Here is a 26,856-nt window from a genome sequence, read left to right on the forward strand (position 1 = left end):
CCTTAGAAACGCTGGCTAACAGTGAAACCAATGCGTCCTTCATTAAATTTGTCATAACGCTGATAGCCCATTGTTGTACCTAAATTCAACGACTGGGTAATATCGAGATTGGCACCTAATTCAGCACTAATGATGTCACCACCAACACGATTGCCTTTAATATCAAAGGTACTTCCTCCAGTATTAAAATAGGTGAGGCTATGACGTTGATCGATATGATTATCACCTGCTATATCTTTGATATAACGCAGATTAAGAGAAGGGGTTAATTTGCCATAAGAGGTTTGATAGGTATTCCAAAATGCTACTGAACCACCGAGTTGATTGACAGCATAGCGTTGGCCATAAGTACGCATTGATAACGCCGAACCTGTTTCTTCCCAAGAATCAATATTGAGCCATTGATACTGGTAAGTCAGCATCGGTTTAATATGGATAAAATCAAAATCAAAATAGGTTCCAGCATTAATCTGATAACCCAATTGCACACCAGAATAATCACCTTTTGCTTTGGTATTTCCTTCCCATCCAGTATTGCCACCGATATCTCGCTCACTATCGACAGTGTAATAACCAATATTTAAATTACCGTTTAGGAATAATGTGTCACTATACCAACCGGTGTAAGGCATAAATTCAAAATGGCTAATTTCTTTGCTTGCGTTACGTTGTTTTGCGTCAGCCTTTGCATAGTTATAAGCAAAAGAAACACCGATAAGAGCATCTTGATTAATTTCATAATCAGCGCCGATTTGAATACCAGTACGATAAGTGTTGTAACCGTTTATGCCACCTTGATTACTTTGTGTGCCGTAACCGTACAACATATTAGCCCAACTATTCCAGCCAGCTTCTTTTTCTTCAATAGGTAATTGGTTATCATAGCGTAAATAACGATGTGCAATATTATTTCGCATATCTTCAACCATGATTAGTCCCGCTTGAATATCACTACCATCAGCGATAGGAGCTAAATCATTCGATAATGCAGCAATATTATTATCGTCATTTCCAGCCACGACTAATAAACTCAAAGCCTCATCTGAAATTTGGCTACGTGTATTATTAAACTCATTTAAAACCGTTGGAATAACAAAATTAGCTGCTGCTAATCCATTTTCATTGACACCGCCTCGTTCAGCCGCACTAATAAAATTATTGCCACCTTCATAGCTAATTCCATAACGTGCAACTAATTGATTACCACTAACACCACCACTAATATTAGGCGGTGTAGTTTCTAACCATGAATCTGTTTTTTCTAATAAAGGAGATACATCGGGTGCAATGGCATTGGCGTCAGTAACCGTAATTCCAGCTTCATCTTTAATCGCTGAATTGGAAGAAATCAAAACAATATCTTTATTTATAATGTTATCGACACTGGTACCTTTAAAATCCAATTTGGCTTGGCTGCCTTTTTTAAAAGTGACATCACCGTCAACATGAAGAATAGTTTCATTAGTATTGGTATTATCATCAATACGGAAAATTAACTGGCTATTTTCCTTATTCAGGAAATTACCTTCCCAGTTAATCGTTCTGTCTTTTCCTTGGATAGTCAAGTTGCCGTGGTTTTCAATTAACGGAACACCGGTAATTTTATATCCGTCAAATAGCGCATTTTGAGAACCACCTTGATAAGCAAAATTTATTTTAGTATCAGCATGCCCATTTCCTAAAATATCACCGTGGATCTCACCATTTACATCACTTCTAAAACCTGTTTTCAGTGTACTAAAATCAATAGCTGCAGTTTTTCCTCGAATAATGGCACCGTCTCTTACATAAACGCCAGTACCTCGTTTAGGAAAATCACCTTCAACCAATATGGCTGTACCATTTTCACTGGTCACATTAGCACCATTTAAGTTGATGTTACTGCTAAAAGAAGCTCCTTGATTTATCTTGATGGCACTTGCGCCATCACCAGTAACAGTAATGTTTTTTGTAATTGCTTGAGCTTTATATTCTGTTGATGAGCCATTAAAGACAACGCCATCACCTTGAGAAACAGTGACATCTTTATTTATTTGAGCTGTATTACCGTCATTAACATTAACCGTTTCACAGATATTTAAAGTGGGATCACATTCTGCCGCCCATGCTGAACCATAAATAGCTGATAAAATAGCAGCGCTCAAAAATAACAATTTTTTATTTTTCATAATATAACTCCATGAACAATTATATGGTTTTAATTATTAGAATGTTGCTCGGAATGAAACTTTGAAATAATCCTGAGTTGATTTTTTACCATCATTTTTGTTTTCAACTCGTTCATTATAATATTCCGTCATGATTCGCCATTGAGGTGATATTTGATAAGCCATTTGTAGGGTATAACGTGTCATATCTTTTTCGATATAAACGCCTTTATTTGTTCTATCTTCTATTTTTCCAAAAATAGATTTACGCATTGATGGAGAAACAATTAATCCTATTGGTGTTGTCCAGTTCACATACATACGTAATTGTTGATTATGGTTTGTTTCTTTTGTGTCGTATTCTTCATGTCGTATTGCTTGCTTACCGCCATCAAAATAAGCAACAGTAGTATTAATATTAGGGGTGACAAAATAACGTAGACCAGGTTCAATTTCCCAGCCTAAGTAATCCGTATTTGTGACGCCATTACTACGTTTGTCTTCTTTCTTTTGTAAGCCAAATAAAACGCTACCAGTTAAAACCCAATCTTTATTAATTGGAAATTGGTAATTAGTTTTTGATTCATAAAAATCAATAGTTAATCGGCTACCATTATCATAATTTGTGAGATCTTGACGTATTTTTAAACCCGGTTGGATCCAACCATTATTTAATTTAAAACGATAACTACCCTGTAAATCATAACGCTGATAACGGTTCTTATTGTCATGCTCACGTTGACGAAAACCAACATCGAAATACCAGTTAGACTTATCTGGATTAATATTAAAATCTACACGATAACCAGAATAGTTATTTGGTGTGTCGTAATCGGCCGTTTCCCAAGAAAACATGGCGTTGACATTAGCTGCCTGAGAATGAAAAGAAGTTAAACCTAAGCCAAGAAGAGGTAAAAAAAGAGCAATACGAAGTTTGTTCATGGTATATATCCAATTCTTTATTCGCTTTTATTTGTGTCAATTTTTAGGTGTAGGACATCTTTCCTTTTATTTAATTTTATTAAAAGGATTTTTTATATCAGCGAATTGGGTTTATATATAGCGCCATAAAATTATGGCGCAGATATTTTTATTATTTTTCTTTACATGTAGATATTGTTTTATTTAATTTATTGGTTGTTGCCGTAATGAATTCAGTGGCACGCCAAGAATCTCCTGTTTTTTCCAACCAAGGGGTTAGTTCTTCTTTAATTAATTTTTCAATTAAAGGCATATTCTCTTTGGCAATATTTTTCATTTGATATGGATCGTTCACATTGTCATATAAAGTATATTTTAATGGTTGTCCATCTTGTCTATCTATAACCAAAGTATGAGTTTTTGTTCTTACTCCTCGTTTACCGAATGAAGGTTCGCCATAAGGAATAAAAAGATAAAGCTGAGAGTTTGCTGTGTCGCCTTTGCCAGTAACTACTCTATCTGCAAGATCAGTACCTTCTACTGAATCAGGGATCCATTCAGATAAACCAAGTAGCCCTAAGATAGTTGGATAAATATCAGGTGCTGACATTAATGCATCATCAGTGCCTGGTTTAATTTTACCCGGTAAACGGAACATCATCGGAACACGCATGGATTCTTCATAAGGATTATTTTTGGTGGCTTGCCCATTTGCCCCCAAGCAACTACCATGATCAGAGAAGAAAACAACAAGAGTATTATCTGCAAGGCCTTGTTTTTCTAATTCATCGACGATACGACCAAATTGCTCATCAACACCGTTGACCATAGCCATATATTCTTTGAAATATTGAGGTCCATAGCCTTCTTGATATTCAGTATCCCACTGTACATTAGGGCGTGTATTTAGCTCTTTTGACGTTTTACCTTGATAAGCATCGAGGTATTTTTTCGGTACTTGATCATAAGGTGAATGAGGCGGGTTCATTGAAACCACTAATGCAAATGGTTTTGAATTATCTCTAAATTGATTGTTTTCATTTTTGAGGAACTTGATTGCCATATCCGCTTCATGTTCAGGTCCCCATTGATCAATGTAAATTGGTTTATCACGAGGGGTATCGTTTGCCCAATACATTGGTTTCAAATGTAAATCATAAGTGCCGTAAGAATACCAGAAATCAAAACCATGGCGTCTATCCGGTGCAGCCCATTCATTCCAATAACGACCTTCCATTGGATTGTTGTAACTTTCAATAAACGGTTCGTAAGGTGCATCAAGGTGCCATTTACCAATATAGCCTGTGCTGTAATCGAGGGATTTTAAAACATCCGACCAACATTTTGCATAAGGCGATAAATCGATACCCACTTTGCCACCATAGTCATGTGCATTTCCTGTAATACCATTACGAACAGGGTATTGACCAGTCATAAACATGCCACGAAATGGAGAACAAAGAGGGTAGTTTGAAGCCATCTGCGTCATTACTTTGGATTGTTTCGCAAATTTATTCAAATTAGGTGTGATTGAAGGATCTTCCCCCATAAACTGTAATGCATGAGCACGCATTTCATCTGGGAAAACAATTAATAGGTTAGGGGCATTCTCTGGGCGCGAGCGCGGGTTAGAAGTTGAACTCTCTGAATTAGCAATAACAGGGGTAGAAACAGTCATTGCTGCACCGCTAGCTGCGAGTCCTTTGATAAAAGTTCTGCGGGAAACAGTCATTGCTTCCTCCTATTTTACGTTTACTTTCGAATTGGTGTATTTATCTTATTTATACTTTTGCATAATATCAAAAAGTAAGTTAACGAAAGATCAAGAATTGAAAGGGAGATCACAGAATGATGTCAAATTGTAAGCAAATTGACAGCTAAAATAGGAGTTGTAATATTGTTAAGAATAGATTAACTTTTCATTGTTTTATGTATCATGTTGATTTATATGTTTATTATTTATTTTGTGATGATGATAACAAAAATACTTAAAAGCCTTCATTTTCAGCCTGAAAATTGTATATCAGAAAGTGTAAGTATTTTTCTTTCGTTTGTTTTCATTGTCCTTTAATGATCCACCAAGATGTGCTTTTAAATTCAAAGTTTTTAACGACCTTCATGCCTAATTTTTGATGTGCTTTTAGTGACCGAATATTTTCACTATTAACAAATGCGATAGGGTTTCCACCATGTAAAGAACAGATTTGTTGGTAGAGATTTTTTAATAGTGATTTTCCTCGGTGCGATTTATCAATACAAACAGGGCCATAAAACCAATTGTTTTGTGTTATTTCTGGAAATTGTTGATTAATAGCTTGAGCAATTGGAGGGATCGAAAAAGAGGTGACAGGAAAGCTAAAAACAACAGCAACAATATTTTTTTGGTAGAGTGCAACAATGGCGTTAGTGCTACTTTGATACATTGTCTCAACTTTATTTAGAGGGTATTCACCATATAATCCACCTTGTTGAGATTCTGAATTTGCCTGTAATAGTCGTGCTACTGCACTTATATCTTTAGCAGTCATTTTTTGAAATATATAATTCATTTTTTATTCCTTTTGGCTCTAGCTTATAATCCTAGTATATAAAAAATGATATATATTACAAAAATATATTAAAAATACTAAAGTTAAACTTATCAATTCTTCTTTAGGTGATTTATTTATTACTAATTAAAATTCTTTTTATAAATAAGCAGTAATGTTACTTAAATTATTACTGCTTTAATTATAAGGTTATATTTTTATAATCGGATTATAGAGAATCAAAATTGTTTACCAGCCATAAGCTAATCCACCTCCAATAATAATTTCTTTTTCGCTATTAATGGAAGAGTTTAATCGAAATGCAATATCGTTATTGGGTTTATATTGCACACCTCCAGCAAATGCTGTACCTGTTCGATAATTACTAATACCAATTCCGCCACTTAGAGTATGATGGGCAAGATAAGGAATGCTAGTCATTGCAACTGATGATGCAATGCCCGCAAATATTTTTTTTTCTAACGCGATAATTTCTTTGTCTAAATTTGCAACTGAATCAGTAATTTCGGCCTGTCTTTTCCTGTAATAATGATCAAAATCATTAACATGGGTTTTGATATTACCGATATCTGTACTAACAGTTCTCTTTAGCTGATTGATAGTATTATTTGTTGCTATTCTATTTTTATCTACCATTTTTTTAGTCTGAATAAGATTAACGGCATCTGTATTATTTTTACCGTCACTAATATTAACTAATCGAGAAGTGTGTTGATTTTCAATGTTTCCAAATGATACTGTATTTTCTTCTGTTGCTAATGAATTAGTACCAATAGCAACTGAGTGTGCACTTTTAGCTTGGCTATTTGTTCCTATTGCAATTGAACCGTTACCAGATGCATTACTTTGATCACCAAATGAAACACTAGGAATATTAACAGTTATTGGCGATTCTTTATTTTCTTTTATTGAATGTGTGTTTGAATAGGAGAAGTTTGGAAATAAAAAAACAATTAAAAATAATTTTTTAAATAACATTTAATTTAATCCTTTAATGATCTTAGGTGGCATAAATTAATGCTAAATGATTAATTTTTTCATCACAAACAAAAAAATCTGTATTCATTCTTAAAAATAGTTCTAAATAAAATACTAAGCTATTTAATATGTGTTTAATAGTTGTTATTCATTAATAGTACTTAATAAATATTTATTTTATAAAAAAACTGTATCTTAATTAAGATACAGTTTAGGATAAAAAAGTTATTAATGTTTTTTTCTAAAAGCAAAAGCGACAGAGATTGCTTGTAGTAAACACATGGTTGACGTTTGAGAACGAAAGGTTTTTATTTGAGCTTCTTTAACAGTTAAACAAACATCGCTTAAACTCGCTAATGGGCTAATTGGACTATCAGTAACAATAATCTGTTTTGCTTCTTTGTAAGTTGCCATTTCACACATTTTTTGCATTTCATCTGAATACGGGTGGAAGTGAATACCAAAGAGTACATCACGATGCGTAATGTTTCTTAATTGCTCTTTGTACATTCCACCTAGACTGTTGACAAAAACAGTCTCACAAGAGATATGCGAGAGAGCATGAAAAAAATAACTTGCAGCACTGAATGAGTGATGAAAGCCACAAATATAAATTGTGTCAGCGTGTTCGAGCAATTGTAATGTTTTATTTAACATTTCTCTGTGAGTCTGATTTGCCAATTGTTGCAATGAATGGCTATTTGCTTGCGCAAATTCTTGCAAAATATAGGCAGGCTCATTCAGATTAGGAGGCTCCTCTTTATATTTTTGTTTATAAGTTAAATTTTCATTTTCATTTACCATTTCATTCATCAAGTGATTTTGAAATAACTGTTTCATTTCATTAAAGCCATTGAAATGAAATGCGTTGGCAAAACGAATTAATGTCGATGGAGGAACATTTGCTTTATCTGCAAGGATTGCAATTGTATCAAATGCCACACTGTTTTTATTATCAAGTAGATAATGTGCAACCTGCTGTAGCCTTTTACTTAATCCATTATAGCGGGAGCGAACTTGTTCCTGTAGTTCATTCAGATTTGTTGCAGTAGACATAGTACCCTCAATAAAAATACTATTGTAATTGTAGTGTTTTTTGCATGGTATTTGAATGTTTTTAGCTAATAATATTTAAAATGAAATATAGAGTTAATTCCAAATAAATGAATAACCTAAAGGTAATTATTTGATGTTTAAAACTCTATTTTATTTATTGTTTACTGATTTCATAATAACTTAATGAAATTAATGTTCTTTATTTGGAGTTAAATGAAATTATTATTTCATTTAACTAAGGTGATATTAATAATGATATTACTTTCATTGTGACGTTTTGTTTTATTTCACCTTGTTTGTTTTATCTTGTTGTAAGTTTGGCTTAAATTGTTATTTTTATTTATCAGTGTTTTCTTTATTTGAAATATGAAGTGTTTTAATATCTTTGTGCGCGATGATTGATATTTATAATACAACGCTTGTTTTATTTGTTAATGATAGTAATTTATCTCTATCTTAATTAAAATTTATTTTTATTGGTTGAAATTCTCATATGCAAAACGATCACCCGTGGATTAATTTATTAATGCACTATTGTCATGATCATTACTCAGAAATGATGCCAGTTATATTTTTTATTTGTATTGTTGGTATTATTTTTGGCGTTATACGTGAAATGCGCTGGTTATCCGTTTTTTTTACGGTTCCTCTAATTATTATTGTATTTTTCTTAATAAGTTCTAATTTAGGATAAATGAAGGGAACAATTGTTTTTATAGTTAGGCAAATGTTGTATTAATCTTATTTCGTTTCTTATTTTTACCTCTATATTTATTCTTTTTATTATGTATATAAACACCCACCAATATACCTATCTTATTTTGAAAAAATTCAACTATGGCACTGATTAGATAATCAGCAGAGTGACTAATAAGAGCTCATTACTTATTGATTATTATTGATAATGATAAGCAAATTATTTGTTGAACTATGGGCTAACAATTTACTCTAGATATACTAGACTATGTAACATTATCTTAATGAATTGGAAACTATTGGGTTTTTATTATGCAATGGCGAAATAATGCGTCTCGCTATGGGCACTTGTCACTCCTTTTACATTGGGGGATGGCGCTTACTGTCTATGGTATGTTTGCTTTAGGGCTTTGGATGGTGACATTAGGGTATTATGATAGTTGGTATCATTCTGCACCTGAAATACATAAAAGCATTGGTATTCTTTTATTTATTGTTTTGATAGTGCGAGTGATATGGCGTTGGATTTCTCCACCTCCAAAAGCTTTATCAAGTTACAGTAAACTGACACGTATTAGTGCTCATATTGTACATATGCTTTTATATTTAATCTTATTTTCTATTCTGATTAGCGGTTATTTAATTTCGACTGCTGATGGACAAGCTATATCTGTATTTGATTGGTTTTCTGTACCTGCCATTTTTACTGGAGAAGCAAAACAAGCAGATTTAGCTGGTGATATTCATCTTTATTTAGCCTGGGCTGTGGTTTTATTATCGCTATTACATGCTGCTGGTGCTTTAAAACATCATTTTATTGATAAAGATGTCACGTTAAAACGCATGCTAGGAATGCGGACTAAATAATTAAACTTATAAAACGAGATTATGGAGATAATAATGTTTAAGAAAGCTTTATTAGGTTTAACTGCAGGTGCGTTGTTATTTAATGCAAGTACTGCTTTAGCAGCAGATTATGCTATTGATAAACAAGGTCAACACGCATTTGTACAGTTTCGTATCCAACATTTAGGCTATAGCTGGTTATATGGCACTTTTAAAGATTTCGATGGTACATTTAGCTATGATAAAGAAGATCCATCAAAAGACAAAGTTGATGTCGTAATTAAAACAGGAAGTTTAGATACTAATCACGCAGAACGCGATAAGCACTTACGTAGTGCTGATTTCTTTAATACAAGTAAATATCCTGAAGCTCGATTCGTTTCAACACAAGTGACTCGTGATGGCGAAAACTATATCGTTACAGGAGATTTAACATTAAATGGTGTAACGAAACCTGTTTCATTAAATGCAAAATTAATTGGTGAAGGTACTGATCCTTGGAAAGGTTACCGTGCTGGTTTTGAAGCAACGGGTAAAGTGAATCTGAAAGAGTTTAATTTTAAATCAGACTTAGGGCCAAAATCACAAGAAGCAGAGTTAATTATCTCTATTGAAGGTGTAAAAAAAGCGTAATTAAATACTTTTTGTAAGGTAATAAACCCTTTTATTATCTAGATGATTTATAAACCGATACTTTAACGTATCGGTTTTTTTATGCACAATCATGATGAATGATCTTATACTTAAGTAATAATTTTTATTTTTTAATAGGACTAATATTTATTTTAAGGTTTTATCGATTTTTAGTCAGTGTAAAGATAGGTCACGATAAAGAAACCATCTATTTATTTAACGGGAAAGAGTCATAATGAAAAAATTACGTCATACTTTTTTGGGTACTCTATTTATATCTGGTCTTTTCACAGTAGGTATTACTGATGCTGATGCATGTACTCGGCTTGTTTATTTAGGAGACAATAATCAAATTATTACGGCTCGCTCAATGGACTGGAAATATGACATAGGAACAAATTTATGGATATTTCCACAGGGGATGCAACGTTCGGGAGAAGCTGGTGATAATTCGATAAAATGGACATCTAAATATGGAAGCGTAATTGCATCTGGTTATGATATTTCTACAACAGATGGCATGAATGAAAAAGGTTTAGTAGCTAATTTATTGTGGTTGGCTGAGTCTGATTATCCAGCATACACCAAAGAAAAACCAGCTATTTCAATTTCTGCATGGGCACAGTATGTGTTAGATAATTTTGCTTCGGTCGAAGAAGCCGTGAATGCATTAGACAGTGAGCCTTTTATTGTATTGACGGATAAAGTTCCTGGGCAAGATAGAATGGCTACACTACATCTTTCTCTTTCAGATGCAACGGGAGATAGCGCCATTATTGAATATATAAATGGAAGGCAAGTGATTCATCACAGTAAAGAGTATCAAGTGATGACGAACTCTCCTATTTTTTCAGAACAGCTAGCGTTGAATAGTTATTGGCAACAAATTGGTGGAACCGTGATGTTACCAGGGACTAATCGTGCTTCAGATCGTTTTGCCCGAGCTTCTTTTTATGTGAATGCCATTCCTAAAGCTCAATCGAGTAAAAAATCGCTCGCTAGCGTATTTGGTGTGATCAGAAATGTATCTGTACCTTATGGATTAAGTACAGTTGAATCACCAGAAATATCATCTACACGCTGGAGAACAGTGGCTGATCATAAAAACCAATTATATTTTTTCGAATCCGCATTATCGCCGAATATCTTTTGGGTTAATTTAAAAGAAATTGATTTTTCAAAAGAGAGTGGGAAAGTAATGACATTACCATTAGGTGAAGAGCAATCGATAATCTATTCAGCTGATGCTACAAGTCATTTTAAACCTGCAGAGCCTTTTAAATTTCAAGGATTAGATAATATACCTTTAAATAACTAGCTGAGTATTCACAATATCTAATATGAAATTATCCGCAATATTAAATATGATAGAGACATCTAAAGTGACAAGAAAAATGATGTCTTTATTACTTATCTTAAATGGTATTTTCATCATTTATTCCATTTTGCTGTCTCGTGGTGTTTATCTGGATTGGGAAATTCATGGTTTTTCAGCATGGCTAAAATCCTTAGGTGTATTAAAACTGCTCGATATACCTAAGGTAATGTTAGGTTGCGCATTAATTTTGCTTTCAATATTTATGTATCTTGGTGCCAGAATTGCGTGGTGTGTCTCTTTGATTTTATTAGCCACCATTGTTTTTCTCGATGTCGCTGTTTATCAGCAAATGGACTTTCAATCCTGTTTTTCTTTTATTTTAGCGATTGGGTTGTTAATAAGCTGGCGTGCATTTCCACATCATAGTTTAACTAGTGCAGGCTTTGTGGCCTTTATCTGCACTCTTTCTTTGCTGTTATTCTCAATGCTGGGAAGTCTTTATATTGGCGATGAATTTAAACCACATATTACAACATTAATGGATGCATTCTATTTTTCTATCGTCTGTATGACGACACTAGGATTTGGCGATATTGTGCCAATTAGCACGAATGCACGTATTTTTACTCTCACTGTTGTTATCTTGGGAATAACTGTTTTTACTACTTCCATTGTGTATGTCATGGGATTTCTTGCGCGCGGCACTCGCGATATTGTTAAGAAAAGGATCGCTAAAATGCATAATCATTTTATTATTATTGGTTCATCAGCATTGGCTTCTCAGTTAGAAAAAGGCCTAAGAGAACAAGGGAAACCCGTTATTGCGATTTGTGTTGATAAAAATAGAGCCTCCTATGATGCTCAAGCCAATATTATTGAAGGTGATCCTACTAATCTTAAAACATTGCTATCTGCCAATATCGCGAAAGCAAGTTGGGTTGTGACTTTATCTGAAAGTGATGCAGAAAATACCTTTATTTTGTTGACTATCCAAGAATGTTCTAATGTTGATGCCAAATTGATCACTATTATTAATCAAGATGAAAATAGAGATAAAATCAGTCGGTTACGCCCAGATATGTTATTTTCTTTAGCATCATTAGGTAAAGAAATTATGATGAAAGTTTTGTGTGGTGAATCTATTTCTTCCTCAGATGTGACTAATTTGCTGTTAAACAAATATTTAAAATCATAATCTTGATAAAACCTTCTTTACGAAAGAGCGTGATTACAATAAGATGTATTTAAAATGCATCTTAAGTGAGGTTGAATGATGGAACTTGTAAATTATAAAACAATGCCAGAGTGGACTCGCACATCCATTCCTTTAGCGTTGTTAGAACGCCACAATACAAAGGAAGGTACTTATGCTCAAATGCGAGTCCTGCAAGGTAATATGACATTTATTGTATTTAATGATGATGGTTCACAAATTTCGGTGGATTGTGATATAGAAAACCAACCACCTCTAATTCAGCCTCAACAGTGGCATAAAATTGATAAAGCGAGTGATGATGTACGTTGCCAGCTCTCTTTTTTATGTGCTCCAGAAGATAAGTTATTTAAAGAAAACGACTTATCATTACCCCATTCTGAAGTACGCTATATGGCAACGTTTACCCAGCCTTGTAAGGTGTTAGATTTAGGTGCTGGTCGTGGTCGAAACAGCTTTTATTTAGCGTCTCAAGGTTATGATGTAACAGCGTTAGATATTAATGCTTCACATATTGATGCTATTGAAACAGTTAAAACCAAAACAGGATTAGCGGTAAAAAGTGGCTTATATGATATTAATGAAGCTTCACTTACAGAGAAATACGATATTATTCTTTCAACCGTTGTATTGATGTTCTGCCAACGGGAGCGTATTGAAAGTATTATTAAAAATATGCAGGAATGTACCAACTCTAACGGTATCAATGTAATTGTTTGTCCTGTTGAATCGTCAAATAGTGATCCTGCAGAAATTCCTTTTAAGACCTTTTTACGTCAAGGCGAGTTAGCGGATTATTATAAAGACTGGGAAATCATCAAATATAATGAAAACCCAGGTCATTTACATAAAACAGATGCCAATGGTAATCGTATCGCCTTAAATTTTGCTACTTTAATCGCACGCAAAAAATAGTTAATAACTATTATCTCTTTTAAATACCCCAAATAATTGGGGTGTTTTTTTATCTGTTTAAGTGAATTTTATTGTTGCGGTGATTTATTGCTTTTAATATCTAGGGTTTGGTCTTTTTGCTCTTTTGCCTCAGATTTTTGCAATATCCGCTCTAATAAAACCGTATAGATAGGGCGACCACCTAATAGTTGCGCCAACATAGTTGCACCTAAACAGGTAATGATCATAGGCAGGATCAGCTGATAATTATCCGTCATTTCTAATACGAGAACGATCCCTGTTAGAGGTGCTCTTACCGTTGCTGCGAATAACGCGCCCATCCCTGCAATAGCAAACGTACCAATTTGAATTTGATAATCAGGGAAAAGCAAGGTTGCAGTTAATCCGAATGCGCTACCAAATAGAGTACCAAGTGCTAGAGTAGGTGCGAATATACCGCCAGGAGCACCAGAGGCAAAACTGATAATAGATGTGATAGTTCGTAAAATAAAGAAAAGTAACAGTGCAATAAGAGAATATTGTCCGGTACTGAGTGCTGGGATAATGCTAAATCCACCGCCAGTAATTTCAGGAATAATTAGTGCCAATAGACCACAAAGCCCACCAATAATACCGCCGGTTAAAACAAAACGTGAGGTTTTATCTTGATAAAAATGTTGGAATTGTGTTTGGACATAGAAAAGTAATTTACTGAATATAACGCCAATAATGCCAAATAACATCCCCAAAACTAAATATAACCAGAGTGTATTTAGTGGTGCAGATGAAAATTTACCGATATGAATAACACCGCCTTCACCATTAAATAGGCGAAAAACAATGCAAGACATAATAACGCCAATAAAGACCGCTTTAATTGAAATAAGACTGTATTTAAATTGAGGTCGCATCTCCTCAATAATAAATAAAATACCAGCCAGAGGCGCATTAAAAGCAGCGGTTAATCCCGCGGCGGCTCCTGTAGCTAATAAAGTATGGCGTGACTCTTTATCATTTACCCGAGAAATATCGTTTACGAGCTGACCGATATTGGCGCCTAATTGAACTGTTGGGCCTTCTCGACCTAATACCATTCCTGAACCTAATGTTCCAATACTAGCAATAAATTTTACTGGTAATACTCGCCACCAACGAACTGGGCGAATATCTATCATTGCTCCTTCAATTTCAGGGATACCAGATCCCCCTGATTCCGGTGAGAATTTCTTGACTAAATAGTAACCTAGCATTGCTAAAATAGAGGAGAAGAGCAATGTACTCATTGCAAGAACATAAGGATTGGTGAAGGTTTTGACGAGCTCTTCTTGTCTAAAATTTATAACCCAACTCACGCTTTTTTCAAATAAAACACCTACTAATCCTGCAAGCGAACCGACTATAGCAGACAGTAGCAGGACTTTCAGTGGTGCAAGGTTGGTCTCTTGTGCTTTTCTGAATAAATTAAAACGTCGTTCATTTTGGCTATTTTGGATAGATTTACGGTTATGCATAACTTTGATTTATGTATTGTAACAATGAACGTAATGATAGCGTAATTTTGTATTGAAGTGATATTTCTCACATAACGTAATCAATTTTAGATTTAGTCGTTTTTTTTTCTAGCATATTTTCACTTTTTCATCTTTAGTGTAATTGATAACAAAAAAGACATATTTAGATAACATTTGGACGAGAAAGGGTAAATTATGGATTTCATCACAAACATATTAAGCGCTATAAATGGCGTGGTATGGGGAGTTCCGATGCTTGTCGGTATTCTCGGTATCGGTCTTTTTATGCAGTTTCGACTTGGTTTTTTACCTATTAGGAAATTAGGTACAGGGTTTAAACTTTTATTTGAGAAAAATGATAAAAGAGGCGAAGGGCAAATATCGCCATTTAATGCATTGATGACTGCATTATCTGCCACTATCGGAACTGGTAATATTGCCGGTGTTGCAACGGCGGTTGTCTTAGGTGGTCCCGGTGCATTGTTTTGGATGTGGATGACAGCATTAGTGGGAATGGCAACCAAATATTCAGAAGCTGTGCTTGCTGTACGTTTCCGTGAAGTTGATAAATATGGGAACTATGTCGGTGGGCCAATGTATTATATCAAAAATGGATTAGGTAAAAATTGGGTTTGGTTAGGTACTGTTTTTGCTGTTTTTGGTAGTTTTGCGGGGTTTGGTATTGGTAATACAGTACAAGCCAACTCTGTGGCTGATGTATTGGAAAGTAACTTTGGTATTTCGACCACAATCACCGCTATTGTTCTGGTTGTTTTAGTTGGTGCCGTATTAATTGGGGGCATTAAGCGTATTGCTGATGTTGCCGGTAAATTAGTTCCTATTATGACCGTTGGCTATTTTGGTGCAGGTATTGTTGTTTTAGCACTGAATGCAACTGCGATCCCAGATGCTATTGTCCTTATTGTTAAATCTGCATTTACGCCCGTTGCTGCTCAAGGTGGGTTTGCTGGTGCCGCTGTTTGGGCTGCGATCCGTTTTGGTGTAGCGCGTGGTGTTTTCTCAAATGAAGCGGGATTGGGTAGTGCGCCTATTGCTCATGCAACGGCAAAAACACAAAATCCTGTTCGCCAAGGTTTGATTGCGATGTTAGGGACTTTTATTGATACCATCATTGTCTGCTCTGTAACAGGATTAACTATTATTATCACAGGACAATGGCTAACAGGGCAAAGTGGAGCAACATTAACCGCTGCATCATTCTCTACCGCTATTCCGGGTGGTAACTATATTGTGGCAATAGCATTAGCCATTTTTGCATTTACCACGATTTTAGGTTGGAGCTTTTACGGTGAGAAATGTGTGCAATATCTTTTTGGGCCTAAAGCGATTACACCATTTAGGGTTGCATGGTTAATTGCGTTACCAGTTGGTGCAACGCAATCATTAGAGTTTGTCTGGTTGTTAGCCGATACACTTAATGCAATGATGGCTATTCCTAACTTAATCGCATTAGCTTTATTAAGCCCAGTTGTTTATCGTTTAACAAGAGATCATATAAAAGATGTTAACGCTGATAATATTGGGTTAGATAAAGAAACTCATCCAGTGAACAAAAAAGAAGCCGAAGCAGAGTAACTCGTTCTTACTTATTGGCTAAAAAACACAACACAAAAACCGTATGCACTTAAAATTTGGCATACGGTTTTTTATGGTGGTAACTTAAAGTGTGAGAAATTACAGATAATAAAAAGCCTTCTGGGGAGAAGGCGAAGAGATGAGTATAGATATTATATTTATAAGAATTTAGAAAAGAGAGATAACCTTATTCTTTCAGACTGATGAAGATATTTTTCACTTGGCTATAAGCATCTAACATCATTTTATGCGTTTCACGTCCTAAACCTGATTTTTTGTAACCCCCAAATGGTGCATGAGCTGGGAGTTCGTGATAAGTGTTAACCCACATACGACCAGTTCTTACTGCTTTTGCAACACGTAAGGCTCGGTTAATATCTTGAGTCCAAACACCACCACCGAGGCCATATTCAGAGTCATTCGCCATTTCGATCACTTCATCTTCATTATCGAATGGAATAACACACAATACAGGTCCAAAAATTTCTTCTCGGGCTACACGCATTTGGTTTGTTGCGTTGATGATGATAGTAGGACGAACAAAGAATCCGTCATCATAGCCTTCACCCGTAATACGCTCACCACCTGTTAAAACAGTTGCACCTTCTTTTTTCGCGAGTTCAACGTAGGCTAAGATGGTATCCATTTGATCTTGACTAACTTGTGTACCCATTTGTGTATTAGGATCAAGGGGATCACCGACACGAATACTCTCAAATTCAGTTTTTAATGCTTTCAAGAATTCATCATGAATATCTTTATGTAAGAACAGACGCGAACCTGATTCACAAGCTTGTCCTTGGTTCATCAATATAGCTAATGCTGAATATTTGACTGCTTTTTTCATATTTGCATCAGGGAACACAATATTGGCTGATTTACCGCCTAATTCTAATGTTGCTGGAACCATTTTTTTCGCTGCTGCTTCTGCTACGGTATAACCCACATTGGTAGAACCTGTAAACGCCAGTTTATCAATATCTTGATGCTCTAAAATAGCTTGTCCTACAACAGATCCACGTCCCGTAACAATATTAATTACACCAGCTGGTAATATTTCATTTAAAATACGACCTAGCTCTAATAATGAAAGGGAAGTCAGTGTTGCTGGGTTTATTACGACAGTATCACCCGCGGCAATTGCTGGCGCTAATTTCCATGCAGCCATTAATAATGGGAAGTTCCATGGAATAATTTGTCCAACTACACCAATGGGTTCACGAATAACAAGGCTAATGGTATTTTCGTCTAGGACGGCACTTTCATCGGTATGAGAGCGTATCACGCCTGCAAAATATCGAAAATGGTCAATAGAGGCAGGTAAATCTATGTTTTTCGACTCATTGAGTGGCTTACCATTATCTAATGATTCAATCCAAGCAAAGCGTTCTTGCTCTTGCTCTAAGCGATCTGCAATTTTTAATAAGAGGGCTTGACGCTCTGCTGGAGATGTTTTACTCCATGTTTTGAATGCATTACGTGCGGCAGTGACTGCGCGATCTACGTCTTCGGCACTTCCTGATTGGTATTCACTTAGTAATTCACCGGTTGCAGGGCTATAGGTTTTAGTTGTTTTTTGCGATGTGCTAGTTACCCATTCTCCTCCAATTAGCATTTTGTAGCTTTCTAGAGGACGAAATTCTGATGGAACATTATTTAATTTAATCATTTTTAATCTCCAATGTAGGGGTGAGCATCATTTAAACTTATAGTTTCATTTCGTAATACTCGTGCCAATAACATATATCAAATGAAATAATTTGATTAGCTATTGATGCAATAGGTGATATTAACTATAAAAAATAGTAATGAATATTACGGATTTAACAAAAATGAATTAACTTAATCGTTTCATCTATCAGTCTTTATATAATTAAATAAAAAATACCCATCCGTTATTCTTCAATATTCTTTCTTATTTACTTATTAAAGGTGTAATGCGATTAAGCAATCTGTTTAAAAAAGCAGGCTTTAGACTTATGTGAGATCAAAAGATAAAAAAAGAGATATTAAAAGATTCACTAGAAATTGCGTTAGATCAAACAACATTTAAATTGTTCAATATTGCACTTTCTCTCTGATAAAAATGGCGTATTCTTATGTTGCATATAGAATGCAACTTATAAAAATAAAGCGTTATCTTATAATTAGAAGGAATACGATATGTATTGTGTGCAATGTGAACAAACAATGAAAACGCCTGTAGGCAATGGTTGTGCCTATGCGCAAGGTATGTGTGGTAAAACAGCAGAAACTTCAGATCTTCAAGATTTACTGGTTGCTGTGTTGGAAGGGCTTTCTGCTTGGGCATTAGCGGCACGTAGTGTTGATATTATTGATCATGATGTAGACAGTTTTGCGCCTCGCGCTTTTTTCTCTACATTAACTAACGTCAACTTTGATTCTGATCGTATTGTCGGTTATGCGAAAGAAGCTATCTATTTCCGTGAAAGTCTAAAATCTCGTACCTTAGCAAAAAATGCAGCGATTCAAGTCACTAATCCAAGAGCTGAAATTCAATTAGCTGGAAATGATTTAGACAGTTTACAAAAACAAGCCCAGCTTTTTGCCTTAAATGGTGATAAAGCACAGATTGGTGATGACCTTCATGGTTTACGTATGCTGTGTTTATATGGCTTAAAAGGCGCGGCGGCTTATATGGAACATGCGCATGTTTTAGGTCAATACGATAATGAAATTTATGCAGAGTATCACCGTTATATGGCGTGGTTAGGAACTGATCCTGCTGATATGAATGAATTGTTAGAAAATGCGATGGGCATTGGCCAAATGAATTTCCGCATTATGGCAATTTTGGATAAAGGTGAAACACAAGCTTATGGTAACCCAACGCCAGTTGCGGTTAATGTGCGTCCTGTTGCGGGTAAAGCAATATTAATTTCGGGCCATGACCTGAAAGATTTACAAATGCTACTTGAGCAAACAGAAGGTAAAGGCATCAACATTTATACCCATGGTGAAATGTTACCTGCTCACGGTTACCCAGAACTTAAAAAATACAAACACTTAGTGGGTAACTATGGTAGTGGTTGGCAGAATCAGCAAATTGAATTTGCGAAATTCCCAGGCCCTGTGCTAATGACATCAAACTGCATTATTGATCCTAATGTGGGTAATTACGGTGATCGTATTTGGACGCGTAGTATTGTTGGCTGGCCGGGCGTAAAACATATTACTGGTGATGATTTCTCTGAAATGATTGACCAAGCACAATCACTAGAAGGTTTCCCATATAGCGAAATTGAGCATTTAATTACGGTTGGTTTTGGTCGTGAAACACTATTAAATGCGGCTGATACAGTGATTGATTTAGTTTCACAGAAAAAATTACGTCACGTTTTCTTAGTGGGTGGTTGTGATGGTAGCCGTGGTGAGCGTAGTTATTACACTGATTTAGCAAGAGAAATCCCACAAGATTGTTTAATTATGACATTGGCGTGTGGTAAATACCGCTTTAATAAATTAGATTTTGGTACTTTAGAAGGGTTACCACGCTTACTTGATGTGGGTCAGTGTAACGATGCTTACTCTGCGATTATGCTAGCAGTTAATCTAGCTGAAAAATTAGGCTGTGGTGTCAATGATTTACCACTGTCCTTAATTTTGTCTTGGTTTGAGCAAAAAGCGATTGTTATTTTATTAACTCTGCTTTCATTAGGCGTAAAAAACATTTATACCGGCCCTACAGCACCTGCGTTCTTAACAGACAATCTGCTGGCGGTCTTAAATGAGAAGTTCGGTATGCGCTCAATTACTACACCAGAACAAGATCTTAAAGAGATCCTTTCAGCTTAATCGTTTAATTCATCATCATTGCCGAGGCTTACGGGCTTCGGTAAGGAATAAATATCCATGACGATGCCAAGTTCCCTTTGTCCTAATCGTATGCAGGTTCACTCAATTGTTCAGGAAACCCCTGAAGTGTGGACACTAAATTTAATTAATCATGACTTTTATTCATACAAACCAGGCCAATTTGCATTGGTTAGTATCAATAATAGTGATGAAATAATGCGTGCTTATACCATTTCATCTTCTCCAGGATTAAGCCCTTTTGTCACTTTAACTGTTCGCCGTTTAGAAAATGGTATCGGTTCAGGTTGGTTAACATCACAAGTAAAACCGGGTGATTATCTTTGGTTATCTGATGCCCAAGGTGAATTTACTTGTGCAGGTAAAGAAGATGCGCGCTATTTAATGTTAGCCGCAGGGTGTGGTGTTACCCCTGTAATGTCGATGACACGTTGGTTGCTAAATAATCAGCCAAAAGCAGATATCACGGTTATTTTTAATATTCGTGAACAAAGCCAGTTTATCTTTGAGAAAGAGTGGATCGAATTAGCCAATGCGTATCCCTATAATCTCAATTTTATTATGATGTCTAAATTACCTGACAATAAAGGGTTATTTAGTGGACGCATTTCTCAAGAAAAACTAGCAGCGTTAGTACCTGATATTGCGAGTCGTACTGTTATGTGTTGTGGCCCAAATAGTTACATGGAAGATACAGGACGTTTTGCAAGAAATCTTGGTGTACCGGCTGAAAATATCTTTATGGAACGTTTTGGTGATGAACCTGTTTGTGTTGATGAAAATGAACAATTAACCATGACTATTCGTCATCCATTATCGCAAATTAAAGTTCCTGTTGGTGTCACTTTGTTAACGGCAATGGAAGAGAATAAAGTACCCGTTTTTGCTGCTTGTCGTGCAGGTGTTTGTGGTAGTTGTAAAACGCGAATTGTTAGTGGTGATTATGATGTTTCCAGCACCAGTACATTAACGGCTGAAGAGATAGCTCAAGGTTATGTCTTAGCATGCAGTTGTCGTTTAAAAGGAGATGTTGAGCTCGCTTAACCTCTTTTTTCCATTAAATATTTCCTTCTACTTTCCTGTTTTTTACCCTGTTAATTTATTAACAGGGTTTTTTATGTCTATTCTTCGCATTAAAAAACGAATAATCTGGAAAATACTTCTCTTTATTTTTAATTAAAGAAGGTTTTTATTTATTCAGAATAATAAAAATATTGTCAACGATGACTAATTAAAAATATATTTTAGTTAGTGGGAGTTTCCTTATAAACATTCTGCTATTATTTAAACTATTGACTGGATAAGGGGGGATATATGAAAAAAATGTTAGTTATTTGTTTGTTTAGTGTCATGTTATCTGGTTGTGAAAAACCGCAACAAACCCTTGATGGTTCTAATGTAGAGTCGCTACGTATCTCAATTGTTGAAATGCGCAATTCACTTCCCCTTGATGAACAAGCGCGTTTTGATGAAGCAATAGAATTAGCGATCCTTAATGATATTAATTTTAATGATTTAGTGATCGCTGGTCGTCATAAAAATTCGGATATTATTACTCGTAAAATGTGCCAATCATTAGATGGTAAAACAGTAAAAGAAATATTTTCACAGGCAGAAGAAATAAGAGTACAAAAATTAGCATTTAAATAATCAATTAATAAACAGATTATCTTTTACTATATGATTTTTGATATTGTAGGAGAACTTCATTTCTTTTTTATATATCAGTTTCGAATGTAATTGTATTATTTAATTGCATAATGAATATTACGGGCTGTTTTTCAATAGAACTTAAACAAAATCCTTATCGTGCTTTTCATTATAGTGTGAGTGGTTATAATGCGTGCGCATTCGCAAGAAAAGTGCAGTATCTCGTTAGGCGAGGCTCCTATACAAACACAGGTTACTGATCTGACGACGTCGAGAGACGCCCAAGATTAGGACAGGATATATCGACCGAAGGTATATCCCCATGTAACTTCCAGTATTCATCGGATACGTTGTATAGTGCTAAAACCGAGACGTGTAGATAGCTTTTGCATTCTCGCTTCTGGTTTCGCCCCTATGGAGAACTGATTTGCTAAACACAAACAGTAATAGGGAACCACAAAAATGACTTTCAATACTCAAAACAAAATGGATGCTGTCTTAGTTGCAGATGCATCCTTAAACACACCACAAAATCATTCAACACAAGATCAATACAATCGTTTAAAAGATGATTCAACGGTTAGCGCGTATATGAGCCAATCTTATATTGCGGTTTCTGTTGCCGATTCAGTTGAGAATGTAAAAGCCCAACTGGTTAATGATTTAAAAGATGAATTAATTCCAACCTATCTCTATGTTGTTGATAAAGATAATTATCTTAATGGGATTTTACCTGTTAAATCATTATTAACTGCGGCAAATGATCTATTTGTGTCTGATGTTATGCGTCAAACTTTTTTCTCTGTATCACCTGAACAGAATCGACATGATGTGTATCAATTGATTAGCCATAGCGGTTTAGACAGTGTACCTGTGATGCATTTTGGAAAATTAGTGGGTGTGTTACGTCCTCAAGATATTGCAGAATTGATTGAAGATGAAAATACCCTTGACGCCCAGATGCAAGGGGCAACGTCACCATTAGAGCAGCCTTATTTAGAAACCAGCCCAGTAACATTATGGCGTAAACGAGTTGTATGGTTATTGATGTTGTTCGTGGCAGAAGCGTATACCAGTACGGTATTACATGCTTTTGAAGATAGATTAGAAGCCGCTATTTCATTGGCATTCTTTATTCCATTATTGATTGGTACTGGCGGAAATAGCGGAACACAAATCACCTCAACGCTTGTTCGTGCGATGGCGTTAGGTGAAGTTAGCTTACGCAATGTGTGGTCTGTTTTAAGAAAAGAGATAACAACATCTATCATGGTTGCGTTAACCATGGGGATTGCGGGCTTTGTACGAGCTTGGTTCTTAGGCGTTGGCATGGAAGTGATGATTGTTGTTGGTTTAACGCTTATTTCAATCACGGTTTGGAGTGCAATTGTTTCGTCGGTTATTCCAATGGTATTAAAGCGTTTAGGTATTGATCCAGCCGTTGTGTCAGCACCGTTTATTGCAACGCTAATTGATGGTACAGGTCTTATTATTTACTTTGAAATCGCATCTCATGTGATGAGCGAGTTTGCCTAAGACAATCCTATATATTCATTCTCAAGATAAAGCCGATGTGATTTAACTAACGCATCGGCTTTATTTTTATCTATTTGTTTTAATTTCCTATAAATTTCAATATAGCCTGACAATGGCGGCAACGGTATTGTGTTTCTCCGCGTAATACTTTGTTATGACGACGAATAGTGAGCTGATGTTTCTCTTCACAATGGCAAGCATAACGAAAAGTTTTGGCTTTAACGGTACTAACATCAAAATGATGGGTACGTTTAGCCGAAACGCCTAATACTGTTTCCATCATCCATTTCCACTCTTTTCCATGAGGCGCTACACGACCGAAATGGCGATTAACTAATAAGTGTGCCAGTTCATGGGGAATAACTTCTTCAATAAAATTCTGTTTATTTTCAATCAATAATGTAGGATTAATACGGATTTCCCAATTTGCATAATAGGCACTGCCTGCAATAGTTCCTCTCTGATTATAATGTAGAGTAGGTTCTGGGTAATTTGTATTAAGATAAAGATTAGCCTGCTGCAATTTTTCACGCAGTGTTCGCATAACGCTTTGCACTAAGGCGATGGGGATTCTTACCGTTTTCATGTTACAGAGCATATAGCGCCTTATACAAACACGCAATAAAAAGAAAACTTGCACAATATATAAATTAACATATTATTAAAAAGTATATTGATTATGGAGTTTACCATGACACAACGAGTTCAACCTGATTTATTAGATGCAATGAAATTGGCGGCTAATGAAGCGTCTAGCATGCTTAAGACGCTAGGAAATGGCGATCGCCTCTTATTATTGTGTCAATTAAGTCAGGGCGAAAAAAGTGTGAGTGAATTAGAAGAAAGTTTAGGTATACGTCAACCAACACTTTCTCAACAACTGACTGTTTTACGCAATGAAGGATTAGTGAATACTCGTCGTGATGGGAAACGTATCTTCTATTCTATTGCTGATGAAAAAGTATTAGTGCTTCTTAATACGCTTTATCAGCTTTATTGCCCTATAGCAGGTTAAGTTATGAATATAGATTGGGTTTACTTTACGCCTTTAAGTGCGGCAATAGGTGGACTAATGATAGGTGCGGCTGCCGCTATTTTATTGTTATTTAATGGTCGCATCGCAGGAATAAGTGGAATTTTAGGTGGTATTTTATCAACAAAACAGCAGGGGAATGGCTGGCGTTGGGCATTCTTAATTGGCATGCTAATCGCACCTACACTGTTTTATTTTTTTGATAAACCTTTAGCGCCAGTGATTGAAACATCACCTTGGATGTTGATCATTGCAGGTGTGCTGGTGGGAGCGGGTACACGTTTAGGTAATGGTTGCACCAGCGGTCACGGTATTTGTGGATTAGCTCGATTATCGCGTCGTTCTATCGTTGCTGTGATAGTGTTTATGGTGACGGCTTTTATCACTGTTTATATTCAGCGTCATGTAATAGGAGGCTAATAAAATGACAAAGTTCGTTGCTTTTCTTTGTGGTCTTCTATTTAGTGCAGGGTTGATCGTGGGGGGAATGAGCAATCCGCAAAAAATTCTAGGTTTTCTGGATATTACTGGAGATTGGGATCCCTCTTTATTGATAATCATGGGAGCTGGATTGGTTGTCAGTGTGATAGGTTACCAACTAACACGCCGTAGACAACAAAGTGTATTAGCATGCCCTTTGAATATTCCAACCAATAAGGTTATTGATAAACCTCTCGTGTTGGGGAGTGTGTTATTTGGTATTGGCTGGGGATTAGCGGGGATTTGCCCAGGCCCAGGTTTGGTATTAGCGGGTGCAGGGTTTTATCAAGGTATTTTATTTGTCCTTGCGATGATTGCGGGTTGGCTGTTAATTGGATTGGTGCGTAAGCCACAATAACAAACTATTTTATACTGATATTCTTAATGAATTAATTAAACGGGAAGCCAGTGCTTCCCGTTTGTGTATTTAATGCATTGAACATTTAGTTAATAGTGTGATGTTAATGGCAGAGGATTATTTTAAACCCGCAGCTTCACGTAAGATCTCTGCTTTATCTGTTGCTTCCCAAGGGAATTCAGAGCGACCAAAATGACCGTAAGCAGCCGTTTTTTGGTAGATTGGGTGCAGTAAATCTAGCATTTGAATTAATCCATAAGGACGTAAGTCAAAGAATTCACGTACTAACAGAATAAGTTGTGCTGTTGGGACTTTTTCAGTACCAAATGTTTCTACCATAATTGATGTTGGCTCAGCCACACCGATTGCGTAAGAAACTTGAATTTCGCAACGATCAGCTAAACCAGCAGCAACAATATTCTTAGCAACGTAACGTGCTGCATAAGCGGCTGAACGGTCTACTTTCGATGGATCTTTACCAGAGAAAGCACCGCCACCGTGACGCGCCATACCGCCGTAAGTATCGACAATAATTTTACGGCCCGTTAAACCACAGTCGCCCATTGGGCCACCGATAACAAAACGACCTGTTGGATTGATGAAATATTTAGTTTGTTCATTTAACCATTCTACGGGTAGAACTGGTTTAATGATCTCTTCCATCACGGCTTCATGCAGATCTTTTTGTGAAATATCTTCAGAATGTTGAGTTGATAAAACAACTGCATCAATACCGACAACTTTATTATTGTCATATTGGAAGGTAATTTGGCTTTTCGCATCAGGGCGTAGCCAAGGTAAAGTACCACTTTTACGTACTTGTGCTTGACGATGAACTAAGCGGTGAGCATAAGTAATTGGTGCGGGCATTAATACGTCAGTTTCGTTGGTTGCATAACCAAACATTAAACCTTGGTCGCCAGCGCCTTGTTCTAAAGGATCAGCTCGGTCAACACCTTGGTTGATATCTGGTGATTGTTTACCAATCGCACTGATAACTGCGCAGGAATTAGCATCAAAGCCCATATCGGAACTGGTATAACCGATTTCACGAACGGTATTACGTGTGATTTCTTCGATATCGACCCAAGCTTTGGTGGTAATTTCTCCGCCTACCATAACCATGCCTGTCTTAACGTAAGTTTCGCAGGCAACGCGTGCTTTTGGATCTTGTTCTAAAATCGCATCCAGAACAGCATCAGAAATCTGATCTGCAATTTTATCTGGATGACCTTCTGAGACTGATTCAGAAGTAAATAGGTGTGTAGTCATTATATCTCGTTACCTTAATACAAACGGTTTAAGGATGGATGTTTTAACATCTAGACGTCTATTTTACGACCCTTCTCTCCTTAATTCCAGCTTTTTTTAATCAAATATAGGGAGAAAGTAGAATCAAACAGTTGATCTTATTTTTTATTGCCCGCTATTTGGAGGTTGAAAAAATAGGGATTAGAGAAAAATAATTTTTTTGTACTTTTTGCTTTGCATTTTTAATTAACTAAAGGTATAACCTCGCGGTTACTGTGAAATCTGAACACAGTGTAAACCGCAGGATTTCTGATCCTGTTTCTCTGTTAGGGAAATGGCTTATAGGTTTAAGCCAT

At 35.9% G+C, this 26,856-nt stretch carries 23 protein-coding genes and 1 riboswitch; of the genes, 13 read left to right on the forward strand and 10 right to left on the reverse strand.

What is annotated here, in order from left to right; translation table 11 throughout:
- Positions 1-2: 2 nt before the first annotated feature.
- The 6 genes from GWI59_RS11970 to GWI59_RS11995 form a co-directional block, all read right to left on the reverse strand.
- The gene (locus tag GWI59_RS11970) at positions 3-2,168 is read right to left on the reverse strand and encodes an autotransporter family protein (RefSeq protein ID WP_161724746.1); all 2,166 of its coding nucleotides are present in this window, start codon (positions 2,166-2,168) and stop codon (positions 3-5) included.
- 36 nt (positions 2,169-2,204) lie between these two features.
- Positions 2,205-3,089: an OmpG porin family protein gene (locus GWI59_RS11975; protein ID WP_161669499.1), complete on the reverse strand. Its 885-nt coding sequence runs from the start codon at positions 3,087-3,089 to the stop codon at positions 2,205-2,207.
- 151 nt (positions 3,090-3,240) lie between these two features.
- Positions 3,241-4,800: a sulfatase-like hydrolase/transferase gene (locus GWI59_RS11980; RefSeq protein ID WP_072063414.1), complete on the reverse strand. Its 1,560-nt coding sequence runs from the start codon at positions 4,798-4,800 to the stop codon at positions 3,241-3,243.
- A gap of 325 nt (positions 4,801-5,125) precedes the next feature.
- The gene (locus GWI59_RS11985; protein WP_072063413.1) at positions 5,126-5,617 is read right to left on the reverse strand and encodes an N-acetyltransferase; all 492 of its coding nucleotides are present in this window, start codon (positions 5,615-5,617) and stop codon (positions 5,126-5,128) included.
- 228 nt (positions 5,618-5,845) lie between these two features.
- On the reverse strand, positions 5,846-6,595 hold the full coding sequence (locus GWI59_RS11990) for a YadA-like family protein (protein WP_161724749.1): 750 nt from the start codon (positions 6,593-6,595) through the stop codon (positions 5,846-5,848).
- 228 nt (positions 6,596-6,823) lie between these two features.
- Positions 6,824-7,651: a MurR/RpiR family transcriptional regulator gene (locus tag GWI59_RS11995; RefSeq protein WP_072063411.1), complete on the reverse strand. Its 828-nt coding sequence runs from the start codon at positions 7,649-7,651 to the stop codon at positions 6,824-6,826.
- Between the two features lie 1,008 nt (positions 7,652-8,659).
- On the opposite strand from GWI59_RS11995, the gene GWI59_RS12000 reads away from it, so the two are divergent.
- The 5 genes from GWI59_RS12000 (at position 8,660) to tehB (ending at position 13,272) form a co-directional block, all read left to right on the forward strand.
- A complete protein-coding gene (locus tag GWI59_RS12000) occupies positions 8,660-9,214 on the forward strand; it encodes a cytochrome b (protein WP_072063409.1) in 555 nt (184 codons plus the stop codon).
- Between the two features lie 33 nt (positions 9,215-9,247).
- Entirely contained in the window at positions 9,248-9,826 is a 579-nt protein-coding gene (locus GWI59_RS12005) for a YceI family protein (RefSeq protein ID WP_072063408.1), read from the forward strand.
- Positions 9,827-10,061: 235 nt separating this feature from the next.
- Positions 10,062-11,144 carry a linear amide C-N hydrolase gene (locus tag GWI59_RS12010; RefSeq protein ID WP_202608842.1) on the forward strand — a complete coding sequence of 361 codons (1,083 nt, stop codon included), beginning with the start codon at positions 10,062-10,064 and terminating at the stop codon, positions 11,142-11,144.
- A gap of 79 nt (positions 11,145-11,223) precedes the next feature.
- On the forward strand, positions 11,224-12,339 hold the full coding sequence (locus GWI59_RS12015) for an NAD-binding protein (protein WP_229096600.1): 1,116 nt from the start codon (positions 11,224-11,226) through the stop codon (positions 12,337-12,339).
- A gap of 78 nt (positions 12,340-12,417) precedes the next feature.
- Positions 12,418-13,272, forward strand: a complete 855-nt coding sequence (gene tehB / locus GWI59_RS12020) for an SAM-dependent methyltransferase TehB (RefSeq protein ID WP_109847806.1) — start codon at positions 12,418-12,420, stop codon at positions 13,270-13,272.
- A gap of 68 nt (positions 13,273-13,340) precedes the next feature.
- On the opposite strand, the gene clcA is transcribed toward tehB, so the two are convergent.
- Positions 13,341-14,762 carry a H(+)/Cl(-) exchange transporter ClcA gene (clcA, locus tag GWI59_RS12025; RefSeq protein ID WP_109847805.1) on the reverse strand — a complete coding sequence of 474 codons (1,422 nt, stop codon included), beginning with the start codon at positions 14,760-14,762 and terminating at the stop codon, positions 13,341-13,343.
- 195 nt (positions 14,763-14,957) lie between these two features.
- Here clcA and GWI59_RS12030 point away from each other — a divergent pair, with 195 nt between their 5' ends.
- Positions 14,958-16,358: an alanine/glycine:cation symporter family protein gene (locus GWI59_RS12030; RefSeq protein ID WP_072063403.1), complete on the forward strand. Its 1,401-nt coding sequence runs from the start codon at positions 14,958-14,960 to the stop codon at positions 16,356-16,358.
- Positions 16,359-16,545: 187 nt separating this feature from the next.
- On the opposite strand, the gene GWI59_RS12035 is transcribed toward GWI59_RS12030, so the two are convergent.
- On the reverse strand, positions 16,546-18,027 hold the full coding sequence (locus tag GWI59_RS12035; protein ID WP_109847803.1) for an aldehyde dehydrogenase family protein: 1,482 nt from the start codon (positions 18,025-18,027) through the stop codon (positions 16,546-16,548).
- A gap of 494 nt (positions 18,028-18,521) precedes the next feature.
- On the opposite strand from GWI59_RS12035, the gene hcp reads away from it, so the two are divergent.
- The 4 genes from hcp (at position 18,522) to mgtE (ending at position 23,378) form a co-directional block, all read left to right on the forward strand.
- A complete protein-coding gene (gene hcp, locus GWI59_RS12040) occupies positions 18,522-20,174 on the forward strand; it encodes a hydroxylamine reductase (protein WP_115065532.1) in 1,653 nt (550 codons plus the stop codon).
- Positions 20,175-20,231: 57 nt separating this feature from the next.
- Positions 20,232-21,236 carry an NADH oxidoreductase gene (gene hcr / locus GWI59_RS12045; protein WP_109399750.1) on the forward strand — a complete coding sequence of 335 codons (1,005 nt, stop codon included), beginning with the start codon at positions 20,232-20,234 and terminating at the stop codon, positions 21,234-21,236.
- A 270-nt stretch (positions 21,237-21,506) separates the two neighbouring features.
- Positions 21,507-21,842: a DUF6694 family lipoprotein gene (locus GWI59_RS12050; RefSeq protein WP_006533795.1), complete on the forward strand. Its 336-nt coding sequence runs from the start codon at positions 21,507-21,509 to the stop codon at positions 21,840-21,842.
- Positions 21,843-22,056: 214 nt separating this feature from the next.
- Positions 22,057-22,228: riboswitch (M-box (ykoK) riboswitch) on the forward strand.
- Positions 22,229-22,304: 76 nt separating this feature from the next.
- Positions 22,305-23,378: a magnesium transporter gene (gene mgtE / locus GWI59_RS12055; RefSeq protein WP_006533794.1), complete on the forward strand. Its 1,074-nt coding sequence runs from the start codon at positions 22,305-22,307 to the stop codon at positions 23,376-23,378.
- A gap of 79 nt (positions 23,379-23,457) precedes the next feature.
- Here the strand turns inward: mgtE and GWI59_RS12060 are convergent, their stop codons facing one another.
- Positions 23,458-23,964 (reverse strand): SprT family zinc-dependent metalloprotease, encoded by a 507-nt coding sequence (locus GWI59_RS12060; protein ID WP_147280391.1) that lies wholly within the window; start codon positions 23,962-23,964, stop codon positions 23,458-23,460.
- Between the two features lie 105 nt (positions 23,965-24,069).
- Between GWI59_RS12060 and GWI59_RS12065 the strand changes: the two genes are divergently transcribed.
- From GWI59_RS12065 to GWI59_RS12075, 3 genes are read left to right on the forward strand one after another with little or no spacing between them, the layout of a single operon-like run.
- Positions 24,070-24,393, forward strand: a complete 324-nt coding sequence (locus GWI59_RS12065; RefSeq protein ID WP_036912417.1) for an ArsR/SmtB family transcription factor — start codon at positions 24,070-24,072, stop codon at positions 24,391-24,393.
- A 3-nt stretch (positions 24,394-24,396) separates the two neighbouring features.
- A complete protein-coding gene (locus tag GWI59_RS12070) occupies positions 24,397-24,831 on the forward strand; it encodes a YeeE/YedE family protein (protein ID WP_161724751.1) in 435 nt (144 codons plus the stop codon).
- A 4-nt stretch (positions 24,832-24,835) separates the two neighbouring features.
- Positions 24,836-25,249 (forward strand): YeeE/YedE family protein, encoded by a 414-nt coding sequence (locus GWI59_RS12075; RefSeq protein WP_006533790.1) that lies wholly within the window; start codon positions 24,836-24,838, stop codon positions 25,247-25,249.
- A 117-nt stretch (positions 25,250-25,366) separates the two neighbouring features.
- Here GWI59_RS12075 and metK read toward each other — a convergent pair whose 3' ends face one another.
- The gene (gene metK, locus GWI59_RS12080; RefSeq protein ID WP_006533789.1) at positions 25,367-26,521 is read right to left on the reverse strand and encodes a methionine adenosyltransferase; all 1,155 of its coding nucleotides are present in this window, start codon (positions 26,519-26,521) and stop codon (positions 25,367-25,369) included.
- Positions 26,522-26,856: the final 335 nt, after the last annotated feature.

Source organism: Proteus sp. G2673 (assembly GCF_009915125.1).
In the GTDB taxonomy this organism is placed as follows: Bacteria; Pseudomonadota; Gammaproteobacteria; order Enterobacterales; family Enterobacteriaceae; genus Proteus; species Proteus penneri.

What these genes read in the sequence shown, in the direction of transcription:
- clcA (WP_109847805.1), bottom strand. Translation starts at nt 14,762, where the DNA reads ATGCATAACCGTAAATCTATCCAAAATAGCCAAAATGAACGACGTTTT.
- GWI59_RS11970 (WP_161724746.1), bottom strand. Translation starts at nt 2,168, where the DNA reads ATGAAAAATAAAAAATTGTTATTTTTGAGCGCTGCTATTTTATCAGCT.
- GWI59_RS12000 (WP_072063409.1), top strand. Translation starts at nt 8,660, where the DNA reads ATGCAATGGCGAAATAATGCGTCTCGCTATGGGCACTTGTCACTCCTT.
- metK (WP_006533789.1), bottom strand. Translation starts at nt 26,521, where the DNA reads ATGACTACACACCTATTTACTTCTGAATCAGTCTCAGAAGGTCATCCA.
- GWI59_RS12005 (WP_072063408.1), top strand. Translation starts at nt 9,248, where the DNA reads ATGTTTAAGAAAGCTTTATTAGGTTTAACTGCAGGTGCGTTGTTATTT.
- hcr (WP_109399750.1), top strand. Translation starts at nt 20,232, where the DNA reads ATGACGATGCCAAGTTCCCTTTGTCCTAATCGTATGCAGGTTCACTCA.
- GWI59_RS12030 (WP_072063403.1), top strand. Translation starts at nt 14,958, where the DNA reads ATGGATTTCATCACAAACATATTAAGCGCTATAAATGGCGTGGTATGG.
- GWI59_RS12050 (WP_006533795.1), top strand. Translation starts at nt 21,507, where the DNA reads ATGAAAAAAATGTTAGTTATTTGTTTGTTTAGTGTCATGTTATCTGGT.
- GWI59_RS12065 (WP_036912417.1), top strand. Translation starts at nt 24,070, where the DNA reads ATGACACAACGAGTTCAACCTGATTTATTAGATGCAATGAAATTGGCG.
- tehB (WP_109847806.1), top strand. Translation starts at nt 12,418, where the DNA reads ATGGAACTTGTAAATTATAAAACAATGCCAGAGTGGACTCGCACATCC.
- GWI59_RS11990 (WP_161724749.1), bottom strand. Translation starts at nt 6,595, where the DNA reads ATGTTATTTAAAAAATTATTTTTAATTGTTTTTTTATTTCCAAACTTC.
- GWI59_RS11995 (WP_072063411.1), bottom strand. Translation starts at nt 7,651, where the DNA reads ATGTCTACTGCAACAAATCTGAATGAACTACAGGAACAAGTTCGCTCC.
- mgtE (WP_006533794.1), top strand. Translation starts at nt 22,305, where the DNA reads ATGACTTTCAATACTCAAAACAAAATGGATGCTGTCTTAGTTGCAGAT.
- GWI59_RS11975 (WP_161669499.1), bottom strand. Translation starts at nt 3,089, where the DNA reads ATGAACAAACTTCGTATTGCTCTTTTTTTACCTCTTCTTGGCTTAGGT.
- GWI59_RS11985 (WP_072063413.1), bottom strand. Translation starts at nt 5,617, where the DNA reads ATGAATTATATATTTCAAAAAATGACTGCTAAAGATATAAGTGCAGTA.
- GWI59_RS11980 (WP_072063414.1), bottom strand. Translation starts at nt 4,800, where the DNA reads ATGACTGTTTCCCGCAGAACTTTTATCAAAGGACTCGCAGCTAGCGGT.
- GWI59_RS12015 (WP_229096600.1), top strand. Translation starts at nt 11,224, where the DNA reads ATGTCTTTATTACTTATCTTAAATGGTATTTTCATCATTTATTCCATT.
- GWI59_RS12035 (WP_109847803.1), bottom strand. Translation starts at nt 18,027, where the DNA reads ATGATTAAATTAAATAATGTTCCATCAGAATTTCGTCCTCTAGAAAGC.
- GWI59_RS12075 (WP_006533790.1), top strand. Translation starts at nt 24,836, where the DNA reads ATGACAAAGTTCGTTGCTTTTCTTTGTGGTCTTCTATTTAGTGCAGGG.
- GWI59_RS12010 (WP_202608842.1), top strand. Translation starts at nt 10,062, where the DNA reads ATGAAAAAATTACGTCATACTTTTTTGGGTACTCTATTTATATCTGGT.
- GWI59_RS12060 (WP_147280391.1), bottom strand. Translation starts at nt 23,964, where the DNA reads ATGAAAACGGTAAGAATCCCCATCGCCTTAGTGCAAAGCGTTATGCGA.
- hcp (WP_115065532.1), top strand. Translation starts at nt 18,522, where the DNA reads ATGTATTGTGTGCAATGTGAACAAACAATGAAAACGCCTGTAGGCAAT.
- GWI59_RS12070 (WP_161724751.1), top strand. Translation starts at nt 24,397, where the DNA reads ATGAATATAGATTGGGTTTACTTTACGCCTTTAAGTGCGGCAATAGGT.